The sequence below is a fragment of the Roseobacter sp. HKCCD6576-2 genome (assembly GCF_013179285.1).
In the GTDB taxonomy this organism is placed as follows: domain Bacteria; phylum Pseudomonadota; class Alphaproteobacteria; order Rhodobacterales; family Rhodobacteraceae; genus Rhodophyticola; species Rhodophyticola oceani.
Map to the genome: position 1 here is coordinate 1 of NZ_WVNW01000017.1, position 20,073 is coordinate 20,073.

A 20,073-nucleotide genomic window follows, 5' to 3' on the forward strand; every position below is an offset into this window, starting at 1 on the left:
CAAAAGCGCCCGACGATCGAGGTTGTCAGCAGAGATCGCTGCGGCCTTTATGCCCAGGCTGCCCGAGAAGGTGCACCACAGGCCAGACAAGTGGCAGATCGTTTCCATCTGGTTCAAAACCTCCGAGCGACGATCAAAGCGCAAATGAGTCGCTATGGTCATGCGAACGTCAGACCGATCTTATCGGAAGACTCCACGGCCAGCACCCGAACTTGCTTCCAGTAGGGGCGGGTCCAATGACGCCGCCCTGCGAGAACTCGGCGCCAAGCTCACTCGGCGGTTTGGGAGGAGAGTGGGCGTCCGATTTCCGGGGCGTGGAACAGACCGGTCATGCGTAGACTGTCGGCGAGGCCAGCCAGGCGGGGGCCGAGATCCGCTTCGACCATCTCGGCGCGGGTACGGTAGCGGGGCAGGGCGCAGGTCAGTGCGACAAGGAGCCCGTCTTCGCTACGACCGAGCGGTGCGCTGGCCACAAAGATGTTGTGATGCCACTCGCCATAGGACACGCAAAACCCTTCGCGCCAGCAGCGTTCGATCGAGGCGCGCGTATGGGCCGCGTGCCGCGCGAATTCCTCGGGGTGACGGGCGCGCAGCTCGGCGAGTTTGTCGTAGAGTGCCTGGCTCGACAGGAGCGACAGGAGCGCTCGGCCGCCCGCCGACCGGTGAAGCGGTCCTGTTATTCCCATTTCGGGCACATGGGGGAAGTTGAGTGGGTCACCCGCGGTTTGGATGTGGACGAAGCGGTCCTCCGAGAGCACGGCCAGCGCGACGTTTCCGTCATACATGTCCGCGATCTCGCGCATCGGCCCCGCCACACGATGACGCCACGGGGTTGCCGCAAGGACCGGATGGGTCAGCGCCAGAAGGCCGGGGGCAAGGCGGAAGGCACCGCGGTCGTCCTTCCGCAAATAGCCCAGATGCACCAAGGTCTTGCAGAGCCGCGAGACGGTGGGCCGGCCAAGGTTGATCCGTCGGGCGATCTCGGAATTGGAAAGGCTCCCATCCGTAACGGTGAAACACCCAAGAACCGCCAGCCCCCGCATCAAGGTTGACGACAAGGCGCCATCGGCCATGCCCTCCTCGTCGGGAACGTAGAGGCCGCGATCAGCCCAGGCCTCGGCTGTGTCTTCGGCGTCCGTCACACACAACCCCGTTCGCGCAAACGCTCGATCTCGTCGTCGTCGAGCTTCAAGAGCGTCTTATACACATAGGCGTTGTCCGCGCCTAACGCCTTCGCGGCCCAGCGGATGGCGCCGGGCGCATTGCGCATCCTCGGCACCACATTTTGCATCCGGACGCTGCCGAAATCGTCATCAGTGACCGGCGTGATGGCCTCGCGTGCCTGCATTTGCGGATCGGCGAACACCTGATCCATCCCGTAGATCGGCGCGAGTGTCCCGTTCGCGGTCCTGAAGGCGGTCAGCACCTCGTCGAGCGTATGCGCCGCGATCCAGGCGCCAAAGATCCGGTCAAGCTCGGTCGTATGCGCGACGCGCGCCGCGTTGTCGGCGAAGCGTGGATCGTCGATCAGATTAGGCTGGCCGATGGCGCGGGCGTTGTTGGCAAAGGTCCGGTTGGTGCTGCCGGCCAGCGACACATAGCGCTTGTCGGCAGTCATGTAGACATCGGAGGGCGCCGAGTAGGTGTTGCGGTTGCCGCTTCGCTCGCGCACGGTGCCGAGTTGATCGTATTCGATCGCAAGCGACTCGAGCGTTCGCAGCATGGCTTCGGTCAGCGAAAGGTCGATCTCTTCGCCCCGCGCCGTGCTGCTGCGATCGCGTCCCAGAAGCGCCGCCGCCACGGCAAAGGCGCCGAACACGCCCCCGATCGAGTCAGCCAGAGGGTAGCCGGTGTGCATCGGCGGCGCGTCGGGCTCGCCGGTGATGTAGGTGAGGCCCCCCATCGCCTCGAAGATTCGTGCGAAACCCGGCTGCGTCGCACAAGGCCCGTCCTGACCGAATCCGCTAACCCGAAGGATCACGAGACGCGGATTGCGGGCCCAAAGCGTGTCGACGCCAAGGCCCCAACGCTCCAGCGTGCCGGGCCGGAAATTCTCCACAACCACATCCGCCTTGGCGACAAGATCAAGAAAAAGCGTGGCGCCCTCTGGTGTGCGCAGGTCGAGCGTGCCGAATTGCTTGCCGCGATTCGTGACCTTCCACCACAGAGATTTGCCCTCCTTGAAGGGCGGGAAGCTGCGCAACCCATCGCCTGTGTCGGGGATCTCCAGCTTGATCACCTCGGCGCCAAAATCGGCCAGCAAAGACGCGGCCATAGGCCCGGCGATAATGGTGGCGATGTCGAGCACGCGAAGCCCGGTCAGGGGGCCTCCGTCGGCGGGGCGGTCGGGACGGGGATCGTCAGTCATGAGGCCTCAAATTAGAACAATGTTAACATATGTTAAAATATTTGAAACGAAATATGACACAAGTGCTGAATAGTGGGCGAAAGCACATTGCAGGGGGGCAAGGGCAGTATGGACTTTCAACCGTCACAGCGCGCCGAGGCGATCCGTGAGCAGATGACGGCATTCTTCGAGGCCCACGTTTTGCCGCGCCACCGCGATTGGGTGCAGTGCGTGATGCGCGAAGGGCGTGTGGCGCCGTTTGTATCCGAACTTCAAGACGCGGCCCGTTCCGAGGGATTGTGGAACCTGGCGCTGCCGCTTCTTGAGGAAAACGAGCCTGGGACGCGGCTGAGTAACCTGGAATTTGCGCCGCTTGCCGAGATCATGGGGCGGCTTCCCTGGGGCTCGGAAGTGTTCAACTGCCAGGCGCCGGACGTGCCAAACATGGCCATGCTTCAGGCCCTCGCCACGCCCGAGCAGAAGGCGCGCTGGCTGCGTCCGCTTCTAAATGCTCAGACACGGTCAGCCTTCGCCATGACCGAACCCCATGTCGCGTCCTCGGATGCCACCAACATCGCCACCCGCTTGACGTTCGCGGGGGATCGCATCCGGATCGATGGTCACAAATGGTTCTCAACCGGCGCCGCCCATCCCGAGTGCAGTGTTCTGATTGTGATGGGGGTAAGTGACCCTGGGGCCGGGCGCACGGCGCAGCATAGCATGGTCTTGGTGCCCACCGACACGCCGGGGGTTCGGATCGTTCGCACGCAATCCTATATGGGCTGGCACGATCATGTGGCGCCGATCGGTGAGATCGTGTTCGAGGGCGCCGAAGTCCCTGCGTCGCATCTTCTGGGGACGCGGGGTGCGGGGTTCGCCGGCGCGCAGATCCGCCTCTCGCCTGCGCGGATCCACCATTGCATGCGCTGCATCGGACTGGCGGAAATGCTGGTGCAGATGATGGGCGCTAGGGCGCGTGAGCGCAGCGCATTCGGCCGGCCGGTTATCGACTACGACACGGTTCAGCGTTGGATCGCCGAGGCGCGCGTCGCCATCGAACAAGCGCGGCTTCTGGTGCAGCGTGCGGCCTGGATGGTCGACCGGGGTGAGGGGCGTGACACCTGGCGGCAGGTCTCGCTGTGCAAGGTCGCCGTGCCGAATATGCTTCAAACCGTGACCGACCGGGCGGCGCAAATATGTGGCGCGATGGGAGGGCTTGAGGACATGCTAGTCCACCATGCCTTCGCCTATGCGCGCTGGTTCCGGATCGGGGACGGGCCCGACGAGGTGCATCTGCGGCAAATCTACCGGAGCGAGCCGGAGCCGCCATGGCGCTTGGCTGAAAGTCCCTATGTCGCCGCGCCACCCTGTTCGCCGGGCCCGAAGGCAGTGGAAACCGCCTGATGCGGCAGGGCTTCGGCTATCGGAAGCTCTTTGTCGGGCTGGGAGCGGTCATCAGCGCCGTGCTCGCGCTGCAGGCCGTCTACGTCGCCTATGCCGGGCCGTGGGACATCACCTATGGCCGGGTCGCAATCCTCTGCGCCGCCATTCTCATCGTCCTGATCGCAGCACCGCTTTTCGAAGATGCCGCGCATGGCCCTGCGCTTCGATGGACCGGTCGCGCCATCGATCTCTCGCTGGTCGCGCTGATCGTCGCGGCAAGCGCACGCTTCGTGCAGGTGCAAGAGCTGACGCAGGTGACGCTCTACCTCTACACCGAAACCGATGCATGGCTTGCGGTCGGCGCGCTGCTGGTCCTGCTTGAGGCGACACGGCGGCTGTTTGGTCTTCCCATCGTGGTGATCGCGGTGGGGATGCTGGTCTACTGTCTCTATGGCGACAGTCTCCCGGGGTTCCTCGGTCATGCCGGCGTGGATCTGAACCGGACGATGCAGAATGTCTGGTACGGGTTTCAGGGTGTGTTCGGCTTGCCCATGGGCGTGGTGATCCGCGTTGTCCTCGTCTTTGTCGTTTTCGGCATCGTGCTCGAAGGGACGGGGGCGAGCAATGCGTTAATCCGCACGTCAGTGGCATTGACGGGCCGGACGCGCGGCGGACCGGCCCATTCGGCGGTTGTCGCCAGTGCCATGTTCGGCTCGATGTCGGGCAGCGTCACGGCCAACGTTGTCGGCTCGGGCTCTTTCACGATCCCGATGATCAAGCAGCGCGGCTTCTCACCCGCAACAGCGGGCGGTATTGAGGCCGCGGCCTCGACCGGCGGCCAGATCGTCCCACCGGTGATGGGCGCGGCAGCCTTTTTGATGGCCGATTTGACGGGCGAATTCTACACCACTATCGCCGTTGCCGCCCTGGTCCCCGCGCTCTTTTACTATGGTTCGCTCTTTGCGGCGATCTCGGTCCAGGCGGCGGCTTCGGGGATCGGGCCCGTGCCCGAGGCCGAACGTGTGACGCTCACGCGTGCCGACTACATCTCGTCGCTCCATTTCGTCCTGCCGATCCTCGCTATCGTAGCCGTCCTTGTTGCGGGGCGATCGCCGGTGATGGCCGGGCTCGTCGCAACACTCTTAGCCTTGGGTCTTGGCCTCTTCCGCAAATCGGTGCGAAGCGACCCCCGCCTTCTCTGGGATGTCGCCGTCCGGGCCGGGCGGGCTTGCGCCTCCATCGTCGTCGCGGTCGGCTGCATCGGGATCATCCTCGGTGTTTTGAACCTCACCGGGCTCGGCCTCTCCTTTGCCGCCACGATTTCGGACTTCGCCGAGACCTGGCTCTTCGGGGCGCTTGTCGTCACGGCCTTCGCCTGCCTCGTTTTGGGGATGGGGATGCCGACACTGCCGGCCTATCTCATCATCGTCCTCGTCCTCGGGCCGGTCATCACCAAGCTCGGTGCCGACCCGCTTGCCACCCACATGTTCGTCTTCTATTTCGGCGTGCTCTCAGCGATCACTCCGCCGGTAGCCATCGGCGCCTTCGCCGCAGCGCCCATCGCCCAGTCGAACCCGATGCGCACTGCGTTTGTTGCCGTTCGGCTGGCTTTTGTCGGGTTCGTGATCCCGTTTATCTTTATCTACGAGCCGACGCTCCTTTTTATCGGGCCGTTCGATCCCGAAGCCTTTGCTAGGGTCGCAGTCTGTCTGGGGCTTGCGATCTGGATGCTCAACACCGGGTTCAGCGGCTATGCCGGGCGTGCCATTTTCTGGCCGCAGCGAGCGCTCCGGATCGGTTTGGGCGCCGCCCTGTTGATCCCCAATCCGCTCGTCCAATACCCCGCCGCCGTCCTAGCTATTGCGCTGATCGTGGTGACGGCGCGGTCGCTCGGAGCAGCTGCGAACCCGGTACCGGAATGCCCGACCCAGACCGGTCCTGACGTCTCACACAACTAGGGAGAAACCAGATGAGACCTAAGCTCTTCGACACACACCTTGGCGCGCTCGCCAGGGGTGCCGCCGCCGCAACAGCGCAGTCGCTTGCAGCGGCTACGGCCCAGGCCCAGGACACGCTGCGCATGGCTTCGCTCGGCCCAGCTTCACCGACCACGGTCTTCTCGATCGCCGTCAGCCAAGTCCTCGATGACGAACTCGGGCTGCGGACCCAGCTCGCCACCGGCTCGCCTGCCACACGCCAAGCGGTCGAGGCGGCCAATCAGCAGCTCGACCTTTTTGTTTCGGCCGTCTCGATCAACCACTACCTGAAAAACCAGCTTCGAATGTTCGAAGAGATGGAACAGGCGCCGGAACTCTTCTCCAACCTCCGGAGCATCCTGAACTACCCTTTGGGGTCTTATCATGGGCTCACTTGGGCGGATGCGGGGATCACGTCGATGGAGGATCTCGCCGGCAGGCGCGTCTTTATCGGACCGCCCGCCTCGGCCGGGCGTACGGTGGTCGAGCAGGTGATCCGCGGCGTGACCGGCTTTGAACCGGACGAGGACTACGAGACGGTCAATCTGGACTGGGCTTCCGCGGAACAGGCCTTCCAGGACCGTCAGATCGACGCCTATTTCGTGCCGACGCCGATCCCGAGCCCCGAACTCGCGCAGATCTCGGCATTGGGTGAGTTCCGTGCGCTCGGCATCCCCGATGACAAGCTCGAAACCGACGGCATTCAGGCGGCCACGGGTATCCCCGGTCGCGGCTTCGCTTTCCTGGAACCCGGCACCTATCCGAACCTGCAGAACGACGCACCGGTGCGCATGGTCGAGTCGATGGTGGGGCTCGCGACCAACAGGTGGATGTCCGAAGAGATAGTTTACAACATCACCAAGGCGATCTTCGAGAACAACGATGATCTCGCGGCAGCCGCACCTTGGATGGGCGGGATCACCCCGGAAACGGCGTTAAACCAGATGAACGCGCCTCTCCATATCGGGGCCTACCGCTACTACACCGAGATCGGACTCGATATTTCCGAAGATCTCATCCCGCCCGAAGTGCAGTGATCCATGCGGCGGGGCACACCTGTGCCCCGCCCGCCCCCATTTGGCGCGCCAGGAGCCCCATGGACCTTGCCCTGACCGAAGACGACCGTGCCTTTCGCGCAGAGATTCGCGCCTTTCTCGGCCGTGCACTCCCGGCCGATATGATCGAACCGCATCGGCGCTACGGCCAGCACAGCTTCGAGCAGATGATGCGCTGGCACCGGATCCTGTATGAGAAAGGATGGGTCGCCGCAAACTGGCCGGTAGAGCATGGCGGAACCGGTTGGTCGGCAATGCAGCAATACGTTTTCGACAGCGAAGCGATGCTCGCGGGCGCGCCTCGGCTTCGACCCTTTGCGTTGAAGATGATCGGCCCGGTGCTCATTCGCTATGGTTCGGACGCCCAGCGCGACCGGTTCCTGCCGCGGATACTCTCGGGCGAAGACTATTGGTGTCAGGGCTTTTCCGAGCCCGACACAGGGTTCGATCTGGCCTCGCTGAGGACCCGCGCGGTGCGCGAGGGCGACGTCTACCGCGTTGACGGTCAGAAGATGTGGACCACCACGGCGCAGCACGCGAACTGGATGTTTACGCTGGTGCGCACCGGCCCCGCCCAGGCCATCGCCGTTATCAAGGCCAAGATCGCTGCCGCTTCCAAGAACGACCTCGACACCCAGCTTGAGCTCGAGGCGCAGGGGATCAACTGCGCCAGGTTCGGGCCAGAGGCGCACGAGGGTCTGACCGCCTTTCTCGAAAAACGCAAACCGGATTTCACCCGCAATGACTGACCCCTGGCGTCTCACTCCTGTTTTGAAGGACCTGCGCCTCCCCATGGTGGGCGCCCCGATATTTATTGTCTCCACGCCTGATCTGGTGATCGCAATCGCGGCCGGGGCAGGCGGCCATGCCGGGTCGATCTCGCCCTTCGCGCTTGTCCGTGAGATTCGCGAGTGGTTCGACGGACTGCTCCTTCTTTCGGGGTCGATTGCGACTGGGCAAGCGCTCTTGGCGGCGCGCGCGCTCGGGGCCGATTTGGGCTACGTTGGCTCCCCCTTCATTGCGACCGAAGAGGCCAACGCCGATCCGCTCTATAAGCAGATGATCGTGGAAAGCGGTGCGGACGATATCGTCACGTCGGCGCAATTCACAGGCGTCGCCGGTAACTACCTCGCGTCCTCTATCCGGTGGGCTGGCCTCGATCCGGACAACCTGCCGGAGGATCCGGCGACGATAAGCTTTGCCGGCGCAACCTCCGCCAAGCCCAAGGCCTGGTGTGACATCTGGAACTCGGGACAAGGGATCGGCGCGGTTCGGGGGGTGGTGCCGGCGGCCACGCTCGTCGACAGGATCGCGCGGGAATACAACGAAACCCGCGCCGGCCTTCTGGCCGAAATGCCGGCCCCGGCGGAGAGCGCGGCGTGATCCGCGATCCCGCCCGCCTCGACGCGCTTTTGGCAGAGGTCCGTGCCTGGGTTCGCGATGTCGCGCACCCCAACGAGGACCGCGTGGCGCAAGATGATGCTGTGCCGGACGAGATCGTGGCCGAAATGGCGGCGCGGGGTTTCTTCGGCTGGTCGATTCCCGAAGCCTATGGCGGGCTTGGCCTGAGCACGGAAGAGCTGGTGCGCGCCGCGCTGGAACTCTCCCAATGCGCCGTCGCCTATCGTGCGCGGGTCGGCACGAATACCGGGATCGGGTCGGAGGCGCTGGTTGCGGATGGGACAGAGGCGCAGAAGGCCTCGTTCCTCCCCCGCCTTGCCAGCGGTGACGCGACGGCCTGCCTGGCGCTCACAGAGCCCAACGCAGGGTCGGAGGCCAGCAATATCGAGACCGTGGCACGGCGCGATGGCGACGCCTACGTGCTGGATGGACACAAGCGCTACATCACCAACGCGCCCATTGCCGACATCTTCACCGTCTTCGCCCGGACCGATCCCGAGAGCCGGGGCGCCGAGGGAATCAGCGCCTTCATCGTCGAACGCGGGACGCCGGGGCTTGAGACCTCCGCGCCCTACCGGATGATGGGGCAGGCGGGATCGCCCGTGGGCGAAATCACGTTCACAGGTTGCCGCGTGCCGGCGGAGAACGTGATCGGCGGAATCGAGGGTATGGGCTTCAAGACCGCGATGAAGGTCCTGAACAAACAGCGCATTCACCTTGCCGCGCTTTGCACTGGCCCGGCGATCCGCATGCTCGACCTCGCGACCGATCATGCCGAGGGGCGCATCCAGTTCGGCAAACCTGTCGCCGACTTACAGCTCGTCGCGGCGCTCCTTGCCGACTGCCGCACCGAGATCGAGGCTGCCCGGGCGCTCGTTCTCCAGACCGCGCGCGCCAGGGATGAAGGGGCCGACATCTCGCTCGAAGCCTCGATCTGCAAGTATTTTGCCTCGGAGATGTGCGGCCGGGTCGCGGACCGCTGCGTCCAGGTTTTCGGTGGCGCTGGCTATGTCGCCGATCACGCCCCGATCGAGCGTTACTATCGCGATGTGCGCCTTTTCCGTCTCTACGAGGGGACGAGCCAGATTCACCAGCTCAACATCGCCAAACAGATGCGCAAGCGGCGTGCGCCATGAGAGCGTTTCGGCTGGAGGAAACGACAGAGGGGCCGCAGGGGCGGCTCGTCGATCTCGACCAGGCGGCGCTGACCGAGGGCGATACGCTGTTGCGGACGCATTATGCTGGGATCAACTACAAGGATGCGCTGGCGGGGACCGGCAGGGCCCTCATCGCCCGGATGCTGCCGCTCAATGCCGGAATCGAGGCGGTGGCCGAGGTGGTCGAAAGCGCCGATCCCGCGCTTGGCCCGGGCACCATGGTCATCGCCCACGGCATGGGTCTTGGCGTCGACCGGGATGGGGGCTGGCGGACTCACTCCGCGCCGATGCGGAGTGGCTGGTGCGGTTGTCGCAAAGCCTCAACCCGCGCGAAGCAGCGGCGCTCGGTGTCGCGGGCTACACTGCCGCCCTGGCTGTCGACCGGTTGGAACAGCATGGTGTGCAGCCCGGGGCCAGGCCGATTGCCGTGACAGGCGCAACAGGCGGCGTCAGCAGCCATACCATAGCGATGCCGCGCCCTACTTACGCGATCTTGGCGCCACCAGGGTTGCCTCAGCGTCGTTGCGATCATTCTTGTTCGACTTGACGTAGGCTTCACGAACTGCGGCGAGATCAGCCGGACTTCGTGTCCAGGATCAGTCAGAACCCGTGCCCAATAGTGCGATCCGCAGCAAGCCTCCATACCGACAGTTCACGGTTCCAGCGCGGCAAAGAATTGAGTGACAGCGTCGCGTCTTAGCGTCTTTCGAAGCACAACTTGGTCGTCATTGTCGACGGCATGAACCTCGAACACGTATTTGGCCAGATCAAGACCGATCCTTTTGATTTCCATGGCATGAACCCCCTATTTACCTTTGCAACATACACGCCGCCAGAGGGCGGCGTGGTCCATACCATTGCCCTCGGGTTTGCAAGTCAGGGATGCCTAAGATTCTAAATATCCGCGTCGACGGTCTGCCTTTGCACTCCCAGCCCCTCGATCCCTAGTTCGACGATGTCGCCCTTGGCAAGATATCGAGGTGGCTTCTGCCCCATGCCTACGCCAGGCGGGGTACCGGTCGAGATCACATCACCGGGATGCAGCGTCATAAATTGGCTGAGGTATGAAACAAGGTGTGCGACACCGTAGACCATCGTGTTGGTGGAGCCGTACTGTTTTGTCTCTCCATTCACAGTGAGCCACATCTTGAGGTTTTGGGGGTCTGGCACCTCATCCGATGTCACCAACCAAGGGCCAATCGGGCCATAGTTGTCGCAGGATTTGCCTTTGGTCCATTGGCCCGCACGTTCCAGCTGAAAGTCGCGCTCGGACACATCATTGGTCACCGCATAGCCCGCGACATGATCCAGCGCGCCGGCCTCGGAGACGTATTTTGCGGATTTCCCGATGATGACGGCAAGTTCCACTTCCCAATCTGTTTTGACCGAGCCGCGCGGGATGACGATAGGATCGTTTGGCCCACAGATGGCTGAGGTGGCTTTCATAAAGACAACGGGTTCGGGGGGTACGGGCATGCCGCTTTCCTCTGCGTGGTCGGCGTAATTCAATCCAATGCAGATGAATTTGCCTGCGCGCGCTACAGGCGCGCCCAACCTTGGATCACCTTCCACAAGAGGCAAGGTGTTCACATTCATACCCGCAAGCGCGGCCAAGTTCTCCAGAACCGGGCCGGACAGGTCCGGGGTCAGGCCCGACATGTCGCGGATCGCGCCATTGGAGTCCAAGACACCGGGCTTCTCGGAACCGGCCTCTCCAAATCGTACAAATTTCATGTGATGTCTCCTTAGATTGCCCATCCGCCGTCAATGATGTGGCATTGACCGGTTGTGAAAGCGCTGGCATCGCTGGCGAGATAGACAGCAAGCGACGCAATTTCCTCTGTCTTACCGATCCGCCCCATCGGTTGGCGGGCGATAAACTCGGTCAAAGCGTTCTCGTAGTTGCCCGTGGCACGGAGCCTGTCGTGAAGCGAGGGGCTTTCGACCGTGCCCGGGCAAATGGCGTTGCAGCGGATGCCTTGCGTAACGAAGTCGGCGGCAACGGCTTTGGTCAGGCCAATCACCGCCGCCTTGGACGCGCTATAAGCGAGCCGGTTCGGCACACCTTTCACACTGGAAGCGACCGAGGACATATTGATGATCGAGCCGCCACCCTTTTCCAGCATGCCCGGCAGGTTGGTCTGGATCAGGCGGTATTGTGCCTTGGCATTTAAATCGAAGGCGAAATCCCAGTCTTCTTCCGGGCAATCCAGAATATTGCCCGCGTGGACGAAACCAGCGCAGTTAAACAACACATCAATCGGACCCGTCTCTTCGGCAATTGCCGTAATGGCGGCAGGATCGGTCACATCAAGCCTGCGCCCTTCAGCACCGTCGATTGAGTTCACCGCATCTTCATTTAGGTCTGTGGCCCATACCGTCGCACCCGCCGCAACAAAGGCCTCAGATGCCGCCCAACCAATGCCTTGCCCGGCAGCCGTAATCAGGCAGGTTTTACCCGCGAGTGACGTCATGTCTGATCTCCATAGTATTGGTCAGGGACCAGCCTTGCCCAACAATAGATCGGGCAAGAAGGTCACAAGCGGTGGGAAGAAGATGAGCAGCAGCAGCACGATGACCAGAGGCAACAGGAACGGCACAATCGCGCGCGTCAGCACGCCAAGCTTGATGCCCGAAACCCCAGAGATCACGAACAGCCCAATTCCTATCGGCGGCGTCATCAAACCGATCATCAGATTGAAGATGAAGACGACACCGAAATGCACGGGATCGATACCAACCGCTGCAACCGTCGGAGCGAGCGCTGGAACCGCGAGGATCATGATGGCCAGGCCTTCCACGAAAAACCCCGCGATCAGCAAGCAGAGGTTGATGATCAGAAGCAACAAAAGCGGGTTCTCGGTGAGCGAGGTGAGCCAAATCGAGAGGTTCTTGGGCGCTTCATGCGCAGCCAGCACCCAGGCGAACACGGACGCCGTCGCCACGATAAAGCACACCATGGTAGTGGTGCGGATCGTGTCGAGGATGACTTCGTAAAGCTCCTTCAGGCCAATCTCGCGATAGATGACCATCGATAGAAGGATTGCATAGGCGGACGCGCCGACGGCGGCTTCGGTCGGTGAGAAAAGTCCGCCCACGATGCCAGCGATAATGATGGCCGGGGTCAAAAGTGGTAAAAGCGCGCGGATGAAGCTGCGCCCGACATACGCCAGCGTCGGCACATCGTCTCTCGGGTAATCGCGACGTTTGGCAACAACGCCGATTAGGACCATAAGCGCGCCTGCGGTGAGTAGACCGGGAACCACGCCACCTAAGAACATCCGGCCAATGGAGGCATCCGCCAACACGCCGTAGATCACCATCGGGATCGAAGGCGGAATCAATGGCCCGATGACGGAGGATGACGCCGTTACTGCCCCCGCGAAACCGTCCTCATAGCCCGCCTTGCGCATGGCACGGATTTCCATGTTGCCAAGCCCGCCCGCGTCGGCAAGCGCGGAACCGGACATACCGGAGAAGATAATTGAGGCCACGACGTTCACATGAGCCAAGCCGCCACGGAAATGCCCCACCAGCGAACGTGCGAAGCTGAAGACGCGTCCGGTGATGCCGCCAGCATTCATCAGGTTTCCGGCGAAAATAAAGAAAGGCACGGCGAGCAGCGGGAAGCTGTCGGAGATCGACTTGGTCATCCGCTGTGCCATGACGGCCAGCGGTGTACCGTCTGACCAAAGCTGGATCATTGCGGCAATGCCCAGTGTGAAAGCAACGCTCATGCCCAAAAGCAAAAGGACCAGCCAAAGGAATATCATTGGAAGCATGTTTGAGGGCCTTTAGATCAGAGAGCCATCGGCGTCTTGGGGGGCACCGCCTCGCAACGCGCGTAACATGTTGGCGGCGGTTCGGAGCGTGATCAGCCCAGCGGAGACGGGCACCGCGGCGTATTCCCAGCTGGAGCTGATCTCCATCGCAATTGTCGGGAGTTTGCGTACCTTCCAAGCGACATCCACGCCGTACCAACAGACAACAGCGGCAAAGACCAAGACCATGGATTGCATCATCAGATAGGTCACATTGCGCAGTGGCGTCGGGAGCCGCGAAGTCAGCAGCGTGATCGCGATATGCCCGTTGAGACGTACCAGATAGGCCGCCCCCAGAAACACAATCCAAAGGAATAGGAACCGCGCCGCTTCTTCGGACCAAGCCAGGGGATAGGGAAAGAAGTGGCGGCTGAGGATTTGGGCGATCAGCACAACAAAGGCCACCAGAAAGAGCGCGACCAACAGCGCCTCTTCTAAACGTTCAAAGATTTTCATGGCGCTGCCTTTGCTCATCGTACACAGATTTGTCCGGCGGGCTGACCCGCTGGACGTTTGCACTTTGTGTTACTCGACGCCGACCATCGCGTCATAGACGCCTTCGCCCCAGACCGAGGCAAACTCGGCATAAACAGGAGCTATCGCGGCAGCCATGGCGGCACGGTCGGGCATGGTCACATTCATACCCTTCTCTTTAAGCATGCTAACGAGAGCGGCTTCGCCATCGACGATGCTCTGGTTGTAGGCGTCTCCCACGCTTGTGAAAGCCACAACCAGTACAGCCTGATCGGCCTCAGACAGCGAGTTCCACGCCTGCTCGGACACGATGGGAGCCACAAACTGTACCAAGTGCCCGGTCAAAGCGAGGTGATCCTGCACTTCATAGAACTTCGCCGTGTCGATGGTTGGCAATGGGTTTTCCTGCCCATCAACAACGCCGGTTTGAAGACCCAGATAGAGTTCCGAAAAGGCCATCGGCGTCGGCGTTGCACCAAGTGCTTTCATGAAGGCAAGGCTCAGCGCCACTTCCGGAACACGCACCTTCATATCTTGCATATCTTGCACGGAATTCACTGGGCCGCGGTTGTTGGTCAGGTGCCGCGTGCCATAGTACCAGACGTCGAGCATGCGGTAGCCATGGTCTGCGCGCAGGGATTCGACAATCTCCTGTCCTTTGTCACTGTCAACCATACGTTCGACATGGGCGAAATCCTTGGCAAGGAAGGGGGCCTCAAAGACACCCATAGCTGGAGTCCATTGGCTGAGAATGCCTGCGCCATCAAAGGCCATCTGGTGCGTGCCAAGGGTCAGGCCCGTGAGCACCTCTTTGGCACCCCCGATCTGGGCGGACGGGAAAACCTTGATGTCCACGCGACCGTCGGTATTCGCGAGCACTTCTGCCGCCGCCTTTTCAAGCGCGATATGCGCCGGGTGGGATGGCGGCAGAACGTGCCCCAGCCGCCATTCGGCGGCAGACACTTGGGCCGTCATGGCCAGCATGATGGCGGCAGCCACTGTTCCTAGTTTGGTCATAAATCTCATGGTTTCCTCCCTTGAGTTAAGATTTGAGTTGCGGACCGCCGCCGGATCATACCGGCAGACAAGACGGCCCAATGGGGTCGAAACTTTTGTACGTCAGGATGAACTCGGCATGGCCGAGCGCTTCGGATTTGGTTGGCGCGCCTGCGGCCACATCCAGTACCAGATCGTGGATTTCGTCGGCCACGGCATCCAGGCTATCCCCGTGTAGAATGCGCCCGGCGTTGACGTCCATATCCTCGGACAAGCGCTCAAAGGTGTCGGGGTTGGCACAGACCTTGATGACAGGCGACAGCGCAGAGCCCACGACGGAGCCGCGCCCGGTGACAAACAGGATCAGATGTGCCCCGCAGGCGATCAACTCAGCGATTTCGGCATTGTCGTTTATATTGGGAAAACCGAAACGCACTTCGCCGTCCGGCACCACATCCAGCAAATAGAGCCCGCCGGTCGGAGGAATGTCCCCCGGTTTAATCAGGCCAACAATCGGCGCAGCACCGGATTTGGCATAGGCCCCCATCGACTTTTCTTCGATGGTCGAAAGCCCGCCCTCGGCATTGCCCGCCGCAAAGCTACCAAAGCCAAGGATGGCGTAATATTCCGCCGCTTTATTGACCGATTGGACTAAAATCTCAGCCAGTTCCGGTGTGGCCGCACGATCCGCCATGATCTGTTCGCAACCGATCAATTCGCCGGTTTCTTCAAAGATACAGGACGCGCCTGCCGCCCCCATCCGGTCGAATGCCCGCCCCACGGCAGGGTTGCCTGCAATGCCGCTGGTGGCGTCAGAGCCGCCACAAACGGTACCAATGATCAGGTCCTCGATCCCCATCGGAACGCGGGGTGTATCTTTCAGCGCCTCGATTTGCTGGGCGACCCAGTCCTGCCCGGCTTTGATCGAGCTGCGCGTGCCGCCTGCGCGCTGGATGACGATAGCCTCAACAGGCCGTCCGCTCCCAGAAATCACCTTCTCAAGCTGGAACCTGTTGAAGCTTTCGCAGCCCAAGGAAACCAGGAGAACCGCGCCCACATTCGGGTGGGTACACAGCCGTTCCATCATGGTTTGCGCATAGTCATTCGGGAAACAACCGGGAAAGCCGATCACCTGCGCGCCCTGATCGCGGAATGGCAGCACGACCTCGTTGGCCACATGGCGGGCGCATTCCACCAGATAGGCGACGGCCACAGTGTTGCGAATGCCTTTACGGCCATCAGAGCGCAGATAGCCCTCAAACATCAGAACCTCCCTCAGTTTCTTTCAGGGAATGGGTGGGTGTGTAATCGCTCTGCATATTGTGAACATGCACATGCTGGCCCGCCCTGATATCACCCGAAGCAGAGCCAATGGAGACGCCGTATTTCAGAACTTTATCGCCCTTCGCGATGGCCCGGCGCGCGATCTTTTGGCCAAGCGTGACAGTGTCGGCCACGTCAATCTCGCTACCATCCGAGACCGTCTGAAACCCTGGCGAAATAGGGCAGAGTGCCACGAGGACGTTATCGTTTTCAGCAAGCAACAACAGTTTGTGAGCTGGAGTATTCATCATATTCATCTGTCAAATCTGAAGCTGCGTAGAAGCGTCGATCAGGGACCAATCAAGGTCACGCCCAAGGCCGGGGGCATCCGGCAGATGGGCCACACCGCCGTCGATGGGCAGCGGTTCGGTCAGCCCGAATGCGAAATCTTCAACCGGGCAGAGCAGTTCAAAATAGGTGCAATTGTTGATCGCCGCACAGAGGTGCAGATTGACCATCTCAAGCGGGTGGAAGATCGCCGCGTGGACCTCGCAATTCACATTGAACGCTTCTGCCAGATGCGCGGATTTCAAAACAGATGTGATACCACCTGACCAACTGACATCAGCGCGCACCACATCGACCACGCGGGTCGAGATGCATTCGGCCACGCTGTAGGGATGTTTGGCGATCACCTCAGTGCCCCACACAGGAATGTCGAGCTTGGCCGCGAGTTCACGCAAAGCGTAGATGTTTTCATCCGGCATCGGCTCTTCGAACCAAGCAAAGCCCAGTTCTTCCAGCCGCCGCCCATAGCGGAGTGCCTCTGGCAGGGTCATAAAGGCCACAGGATCAGAGGCCAGCGTGAAATCTGGCCCGACGGCGTCGCGGACCGCTGCATGAATGTCGAGGTCTTCTTCGATTGACTTGCCCGGCGGGTGCAGTTTGTAGGCCGCGAGGCCATTGGCTTTTGCCGCTTGCGCCTCTGCCACATACGGATCGCCAGTCTGATGAAACATTGAGCTGTGATAGACAGGCACAGTGTCTCGGGCCGCGCCAATATACTTGTAAAGTGGTTGCTCAGCGGCTTGCGCTGCGAGAAGCCATAGGCAGGTATCGAGTGGACCGTAGATATAGATTGGCAGATGGCTCCAGAACCGGTCCTGAGTTCGGAAATCACGCCATAGCGCCTCGCGATCACGGGCGTCGCGCCCCTCAAAAAATGGCTTGAGCGTCGCGGCGAGATGGGCCGACCCAACCGCGCTTGCCCCGGCAAAGCCGAACATCGACGCGCTTTGCCCGCTGTCTGTCGTGAGCGTGTAGACGAGGAATTCCATACCGTCCGGGCGCTTTGCGCCTTTGAGCAAATCGCCCACAGCCGCATCGCTTGTCACGCGGCAGGCCCGGATATCCAGCGCCTTAACCCGCATCAGAACTTGCCGTATTTCAAGTAAGCTTCCTGCGGGTCCACTCCGTCCATAATCGCTGAGCGGACCTTGTTTTCGGTCTGCATTGTTTCGATGCTCTTGGCTGTGACGTCTTCGACGATGGCGCGCGGCACACGGACCATTCCATCACGGTCGCCCAGCAGATAATCGCCTTGCTCAATCCGCACGTCGGCGATCTGGATCGGGATCTGCGTCGCTGTGGGCAACCACCGCCCGACGATGTCATTGGGCGTATGCCCGCACCGCCAGGTCTGAAAGCCTATGTTGATCAGGAAGTTTGTGTCCCGCACTAGACCATCCAAAACACAGCCCAACACGCCCTTCTTTTGCAAGGTTTCTGCCGTGAGTTCACCCATCTGAGCAATTGCATGGGTATGCGGTTGACACACCCAAATATGACCGGACGGTGCCTTGGACAGCAGCGCCGTCCATTCCAGCAGGGTCTGATGACCGTCCGCCGTGTCATCAGGCCACCCTTCGATGGTGAAGGCTGGACCGCACAACGTCATGTCGGGCATCAACGGGGTGATGTCATGGGGCAGGGTGAACCTCCGCAGCCCCATACCCCGCATAATATCATGCACCACGCCGGAATAGCAGGTCTCAAGTCGCTCTTTGATTTGATCAGTCATGGTAAAATACCTCTTCCATCATCGCGCACCATTCTGTGTCGGCGCGGGTTTCAAGCGGGGTCTGACAAAGATCCGTCAGCGCCCACCAATCTTTGGTTTTGGGATGCTCGGCCATCTTCGCGGCATCGGCTGCGAAGTCCGAGCCGTGATATTCCCAATAGCCAAACAACAGGTTCTCTGGCTCACGCAGGAAGATCGAATAGTTGCGGATATTGCACTGGCTGATCTGGTCGAGAATTTCGGGCCAGGCGTTCGCGTGTAGCTCTTTGTATTCATCGATCTTCTCGGGTTTGATTCCGATCACCATTGCCATACGTTGCATCAGATATCCCTCAGGCTTTGGCCTCTTTCAGCGTCAAACAGGTGGCATTTTTCGATATGTAGCTCGAAAGGCAGAACCTCTCCGCCCCGAACGGTGCGCGGGTTGTGCATTTTGGCCTGAATTTCAACACCACCGAGTTCGGTAAAGAGCATCGTCTCGGACCCAAGCGGTTCAGCCAACGCCACTTCAAGATCAAGCTCTGCAACCATGCCGCTGTCTGGGAGAGCATGGCCCGCCGGCATCAAAACATCGGCTCTGAACCCAAAGAGAAGATTAGCGCCATCCCTCACTTTGCCTGAGAACTCCGGCGGCACCGGGACGGAGCGGCCATCGCTGAAGGCAATAGCGCCCGATTGCACATTGCCCGGGACAAGGTTCATCGGCGGCGAGCCAATGAAGGTTGCAACAAAGGTGTTGAGCGGGCGTTCAAACACATCCAATGGCGTGCCGGCTTGCACGATATGCCCGCCTTTCATGATGACAATCCGGTCGGCCAGCGTCATCGCCTCGATCTGATCATGGGTCACGTAGATCATCGTGGTCTGCACCTTTTGATGCAGACGCTTGATCTCTGTCCGCATTTGTGTGCGCAGCTTGGCGTCGAGATTAGACAAGGGTTCGTCAAAGAGGAACGCATCCGGGTGACGCACAATCGCGCGCCCCATAGCGACCCGCTGGCGCTGTCCGCCAGAAAGCTCGGCAGGCGTCCGCTTCAACAGTTCCCCCAGACCAAGGATGCTGGCAGCTTCGGTCACCGCACTCTCGATCTCGGCCTTGCTCTTGCCTGCGATTTCAAGGCTAAAGCCAAGGTTTTCTCGCACCGACATATGCGGGTAGAGCGCGTAGTTCTGAAACACCATCGAGATGTTGCGCTTGCGCGGCGGCAATTCGTTGACCCGTTTGCCGCCGATCTGAATCTCCCCGTCCGAGATGTCTTCCAAACCCGCGATCATGCGCAGAGTCGTAGATTTCCCACAACCGGACGGACCAACAAGAACCACGAATTCGTTATGCGCAATCGTCAGGTCGATGCCGTGTACGACATCGGTTGCCCCATATCGTTTGACCACTTTGGAAAGGGAAACGTCTGCCATGTCTATCCTTTGACACCGCCGAAAGTGAGGCCTGCGATCAGGTGTTTCTGGACGAGGAAGGTCAGGATCAGCGCCGGGATGATGATAATCACCGCCATGGCGCACATGCCTGCCCAGTCGATTGTGAATTGAGAGGTGAAGTCCATCAGCCCCACAGGCAGCGTTTTGCTGTCGGTTGAACGCGTCAATTGGCTTGCCAACGCGTCTTCGTAAAGAGACTTGACGTAATAAAGGTTCGAAATGTCCGAGTGACGCGGCATTTGCAGCAACTCGCCCTCAACGGTGGCGTGTTCGATCACCAACGGCACAAAATCTGCAAGGATATCTTGCGAGATATGATCGTTGAGCGACGCCGTCATTGACTTGTACTGCGGCGCAAAACTGGTGTGATTTGAGAACACACAATAGTCGATCGTGCCAGACGCGATGTCCTGTTTCATTTCGCGGTCAAGCTCGAAATGGCTCTTGCGCGAGATGATATCGACCGTGGCCCCGGTTGCTTCCTCCCATTGCGGGATCAACGTGTAGAGCGGCTCGTATTGAGCGCCCCCGATGAATTTCACGCGTAGCGTGTAGCCGTCAAAACTTCCTTCCTCAGCCTGTGCCGCAACCGCAGCAGCCGCCAAGGCAGTAGTGGCGAGGATTTTTCCCAATTGTCGCATGTATCTCCTCCCAGATTTTTGCGGTACATGCATATGTGAATG

20 protein-coding genes and 3 pseudogenes are annotated in these 20,073 nt (G+C 60.8%); 8 read left to right on the forward strand and 15 right to left on the reverse strand.

Going from position 1 to position 20,073, the window contains the following annotated elements; translation table 11 throughout:
* A pseudogene (locus GTF44_RS20265) lies at positions 1-195 on the forward strand (transposase); the annotation flags it as partial.
* A 74-nt stretch (positions 196-269) separates the two neighbouring features.
* Here GTF44_RS20265 and GTF44_RS20270 read toward each other — a convergent pair.
* Positions 270-1,142, reverse strand: coding sequence for a helix-turn-helix domain-containing protein (locus GTF44_RS20270; protein ID WP_171562870.1), 873 nt, complete (start codon positions 1,140-1,142; stop codon positions 270-272).
* Positions 1,139-2,368 carry a CaiB/BaiF CoA-transferase family protein gene (locus tag GTF44_RS20275; protein WP_171563072.1) on the reverse strand — a complete coding sequence of 410 codons (1,230 nt, stop codon included), beginning with the start codon at positions 2,366-2,368 and terminating at the stop codon, positions 1,139-1,141. The genes GTF44_RS20270 and GTF44_RS20275 overlap by 4 nt, the downstream gene beginning before the upstream one ends.
* Positions 2,369-2,476: 108 nt before the next feature.
* On the opposite strand from GTF44_RS20275, the gene GTF44_RS20280 reads away from it, so the two are divergent.
* The 7 genes and pseudogenes from GTF44_RS20280 to GTF44_RS20310 all read left to right on the forward strand — a co-directional run bounded on the left by GTF44_RS20280 (position 2,477) and on the right by GTF44_RS20310 (position 9,750).
* Positions 2,477-3,751, forward strand: a complete 1,275-nt coding sequence (locus tag GTF44_RS20280) for an acyl-CoA dehydrogenase family protein (RefSeq protein WP_171562874.1) — start codon at positions 2,477-2,479, stop codon at positions 3,749-3,751.
* Positions 3,751-5,688, forward strand: coding sequence for a TRAP transporter fused permease subunit (locus GTF44_RS20285; RefSeq protein ID WP_171562876.1), 1,938 nt, complete (start codon positions 3,751-3,753; stop codon positions 5,686-5,688). The genes GTF44_RS20280 and GTF44_RS20285 overlap by 1 nt, the downstream gene beginning before the upstream one ends.
* 11 nt (positions 5,689-5,699) lie before the next feature.
* Entirely contained in the window at positions 5,700-6,743 is a 1,044-nt protein-coding gene (locus GTF44_RS20290) for a TAXI family TRAP transporter solute-binding subunit (protein ID WP_171562877.1), read from the forward strand.
* A gap of 59 nt (positions 6,744-6,802) precedes the next feature.
* Positions 6,803-7,510 carry an acyl-CoA dehydrogenase family protein gene (locus GTF44_RS20295; RefSeq protein ID WP_171562879.1) on the forward strand — a complete coding sequence of 236 codons (708 nt, stop codon included), beginning with the start codon at positions 6,803-6,805 and terminating at the stop codon, positions 7,508-7,510.
* Positions 7,511-7,589: 79 nt separating this feature from the next.
* A pseudogene (locus tag GTF44_RS20300) lies at positions 7,590-8,144 on the forward strand (NAD(P)H-dependent flavin oxidoreductase); the annotation flags it as partial.
* Positions 8,141-9,298: an acyl-CoA dehydrogenase family protein gene (locus GTF44_RS20305; RefSeq protein ID WP_171562884.1), complete on the forward strand. Its 1,158-nt coding sequence runs from the start codon at positions 8,141-8,143 to the stop codon at positions 9,296-9,298. The pseudogene GTF44_RS20300 and the gene GTF44_RS20305, both read left to right, overlap by 4 nt.
* Complete coding sequence (locus tag GTF44_RS20310) at positions 9,295-9,750, forward strand: hypothetical protein (protein ID WP_171562886.1); 456 nt, start codon at positions 9,295-9,297, stop codon at positions 9,748-9,750. Before GTF44_RS20305 ends, GTF44_RS20310 begins: the two co-directional genes overlap by 4 nt.
* A 78-nt stretch (positions 9,751-9,828) precedes the next feature.
* Here GTF44_RS20310 and GTF44_RS22250 read toward each other — a convergent pair.
* From GTF44_RS22250 to GTF44_RS22255, 13 genes and pseudogenes are all read right to left on the reverse strand, one after another.
* Positions 9,829-10,112: pseudogene (locus GTF44_RS22250) on the reverse strand (transposase); the annotation flags it as partial.
* Between the two features lie 101 nt (positions 10,113-10,213).
* The gene (locus tag GTF44_RS20320; RefSeq protein WP_171562888.1) at positions 10,214-11,053 is read right to left on the reverse strand and encodes a fumarylacetoacetate hydrolase family protein; all 840 of its coding nucleotides are present in this window, start codon (positions 11,051-11,053) and stop codon (positions 10,214-10,216) included.
* An 11-nt stretch (positions 11,054-11,064) separates the two neighbouring features.
* Positions 11,065-11,793 carry an SDR family oxidoreductase gene (locus GTF44_RS20325; RefSeq protein ID WP_171562891.1) on the reverse strand — a complete coding sequence of 243 codons (729 nt, stop codon included), beginning with the start codon at positions 11,791-11,793 and terminating at the stop codon, positions 11,065-11,067.
* A 21-nt stretch (positions 11,794-11,814) separates the two neighbouring features.
* Positions 11,815-13,101 (reverse strand): TRAP transporter large permease, encoded by a 1,287-nt coding sequence (locus tag GTF44_RS20330; RefSeq protein WP_171562893.1) that lies wholly within the window; start codon positions 13,099-13,101, stop codon positions 11,815-11,817.
* Between the two features lie 12 nt (positions 13,102-13,113).
* Positions 13,114-13,596, reverse strand: coding sequence for a TRAP transporter small permease (locus GTF44_RS20335; RefSeq protein WP_171562895.1), 483 nt, complete (start codon positions 13,594-13,596; stop codon positions 13,114-13,116).
* A 69-nt stretch (positions 13,597-13,665) separates the two neighbouring features.
* On the reverse strand, positions 13,666-14,640 hold the full coding sequence (locus GTF44_RS20340) for a sialic acid TRAP transporter substrate-binding protein SiaP (protein ID WP_171562897.1): 975 nt from the start codon (positions 14,638-14,640) through the stop codon (positions 13,666-13,668).
* A gap of 46 nt (positions 14,641-14,686) precedes the next feature.
* On the reverse strand, positions 14,687-15,874 hold the full coding sequence (locus GTF44_RS20345; protein WP_171562900.1) for a UxaA family hydrolase: 1,188 nt from the start codon (positions 15,872-15,874) through the stop codon (positions 14,687-14,689).
* Positions 15,867-16,190, reverse strand: a complete 324-nt coding sequence (locus tag GTF44_RS20350) for a UxaA family hydrolase (RefSeq protein ID WP_171562902.1) — start codon at positions 16,188-16,190, stop codon at positions 15,867-15,869. The genes GTF44_RS20345 and GTF44_RS20350 overlap by 8 nt, the downstream gene beginning before the upstream one ends.
* A gap of 3 nt (positions 16,191-16,193) precedes the next feature.
* Complete coding sequence (locus tag GTF44_RS20355; RefSeq protein ID WP_171562905.1) at positions 16,194-17,303, reverse strand: enolase C-terminal domain-like protein; 1,110 nt, start codon at positions 17,301-17,303, stop codon at positions 16,194-16,196.
* On the reverse strand, positions 17,303-17,953 hold the full coding sequence (locus GTF44_RS20360) for an RraA family protein (RefSeq protein WP_171562907.1): 651 nt from the start codon (positions 17,951-17,953) through the stop codon (positions 17,303-17,305). Before GTF44_RS20360 ends, GTF44_RS20355 begins: the two co-directional genes overlap by 1 nt.
* The gene (locus tag GTF44_RS20365) at positions 17,946-18,275 is read right to left on the reverse strand and encodes an L-rhamnose mutarotase (protein ID WP_171562909.1); all 330 of its coding nucleotides are present in this window, start codon (positions 18,273-18,275) and stop codon (positions 17,946-17,948) included. Before GTF44_RS20365 ends, GTF44_RS20360 begins: the two co-directional genes overlap by 8 nt.
* Positions 18,275-19,369, reverse strand: coding sequence for an ABC transporter ATP-binding protein (locus GTF44_RS20370; protein ID WP_171562911.1), 1,095 nt, complete (start codon positions 19,367-19,369; stop codon positions 18,275-18,277). Before GTF44_RS20370 ends, GTF44_RS20365 begins: the two co-directional genes overlap by 1 nt.
* A 2-nt stretch (positions 19,370-19,371) precedes the next feature.
* The gene (locus GTF44_RS22255; protein ID WP_253261436.1) at positions 19,372-20,031 is read right to left on the reverse strand and encodes a hypothetical protein; all 660 of its coding nucleotides are present in this window, start codon (positions 20,029-20,031) and stop codon (positions 19,372-19,374) included.
* Positions 20,032-20,073: the final 42 nt, after the last annotated feature.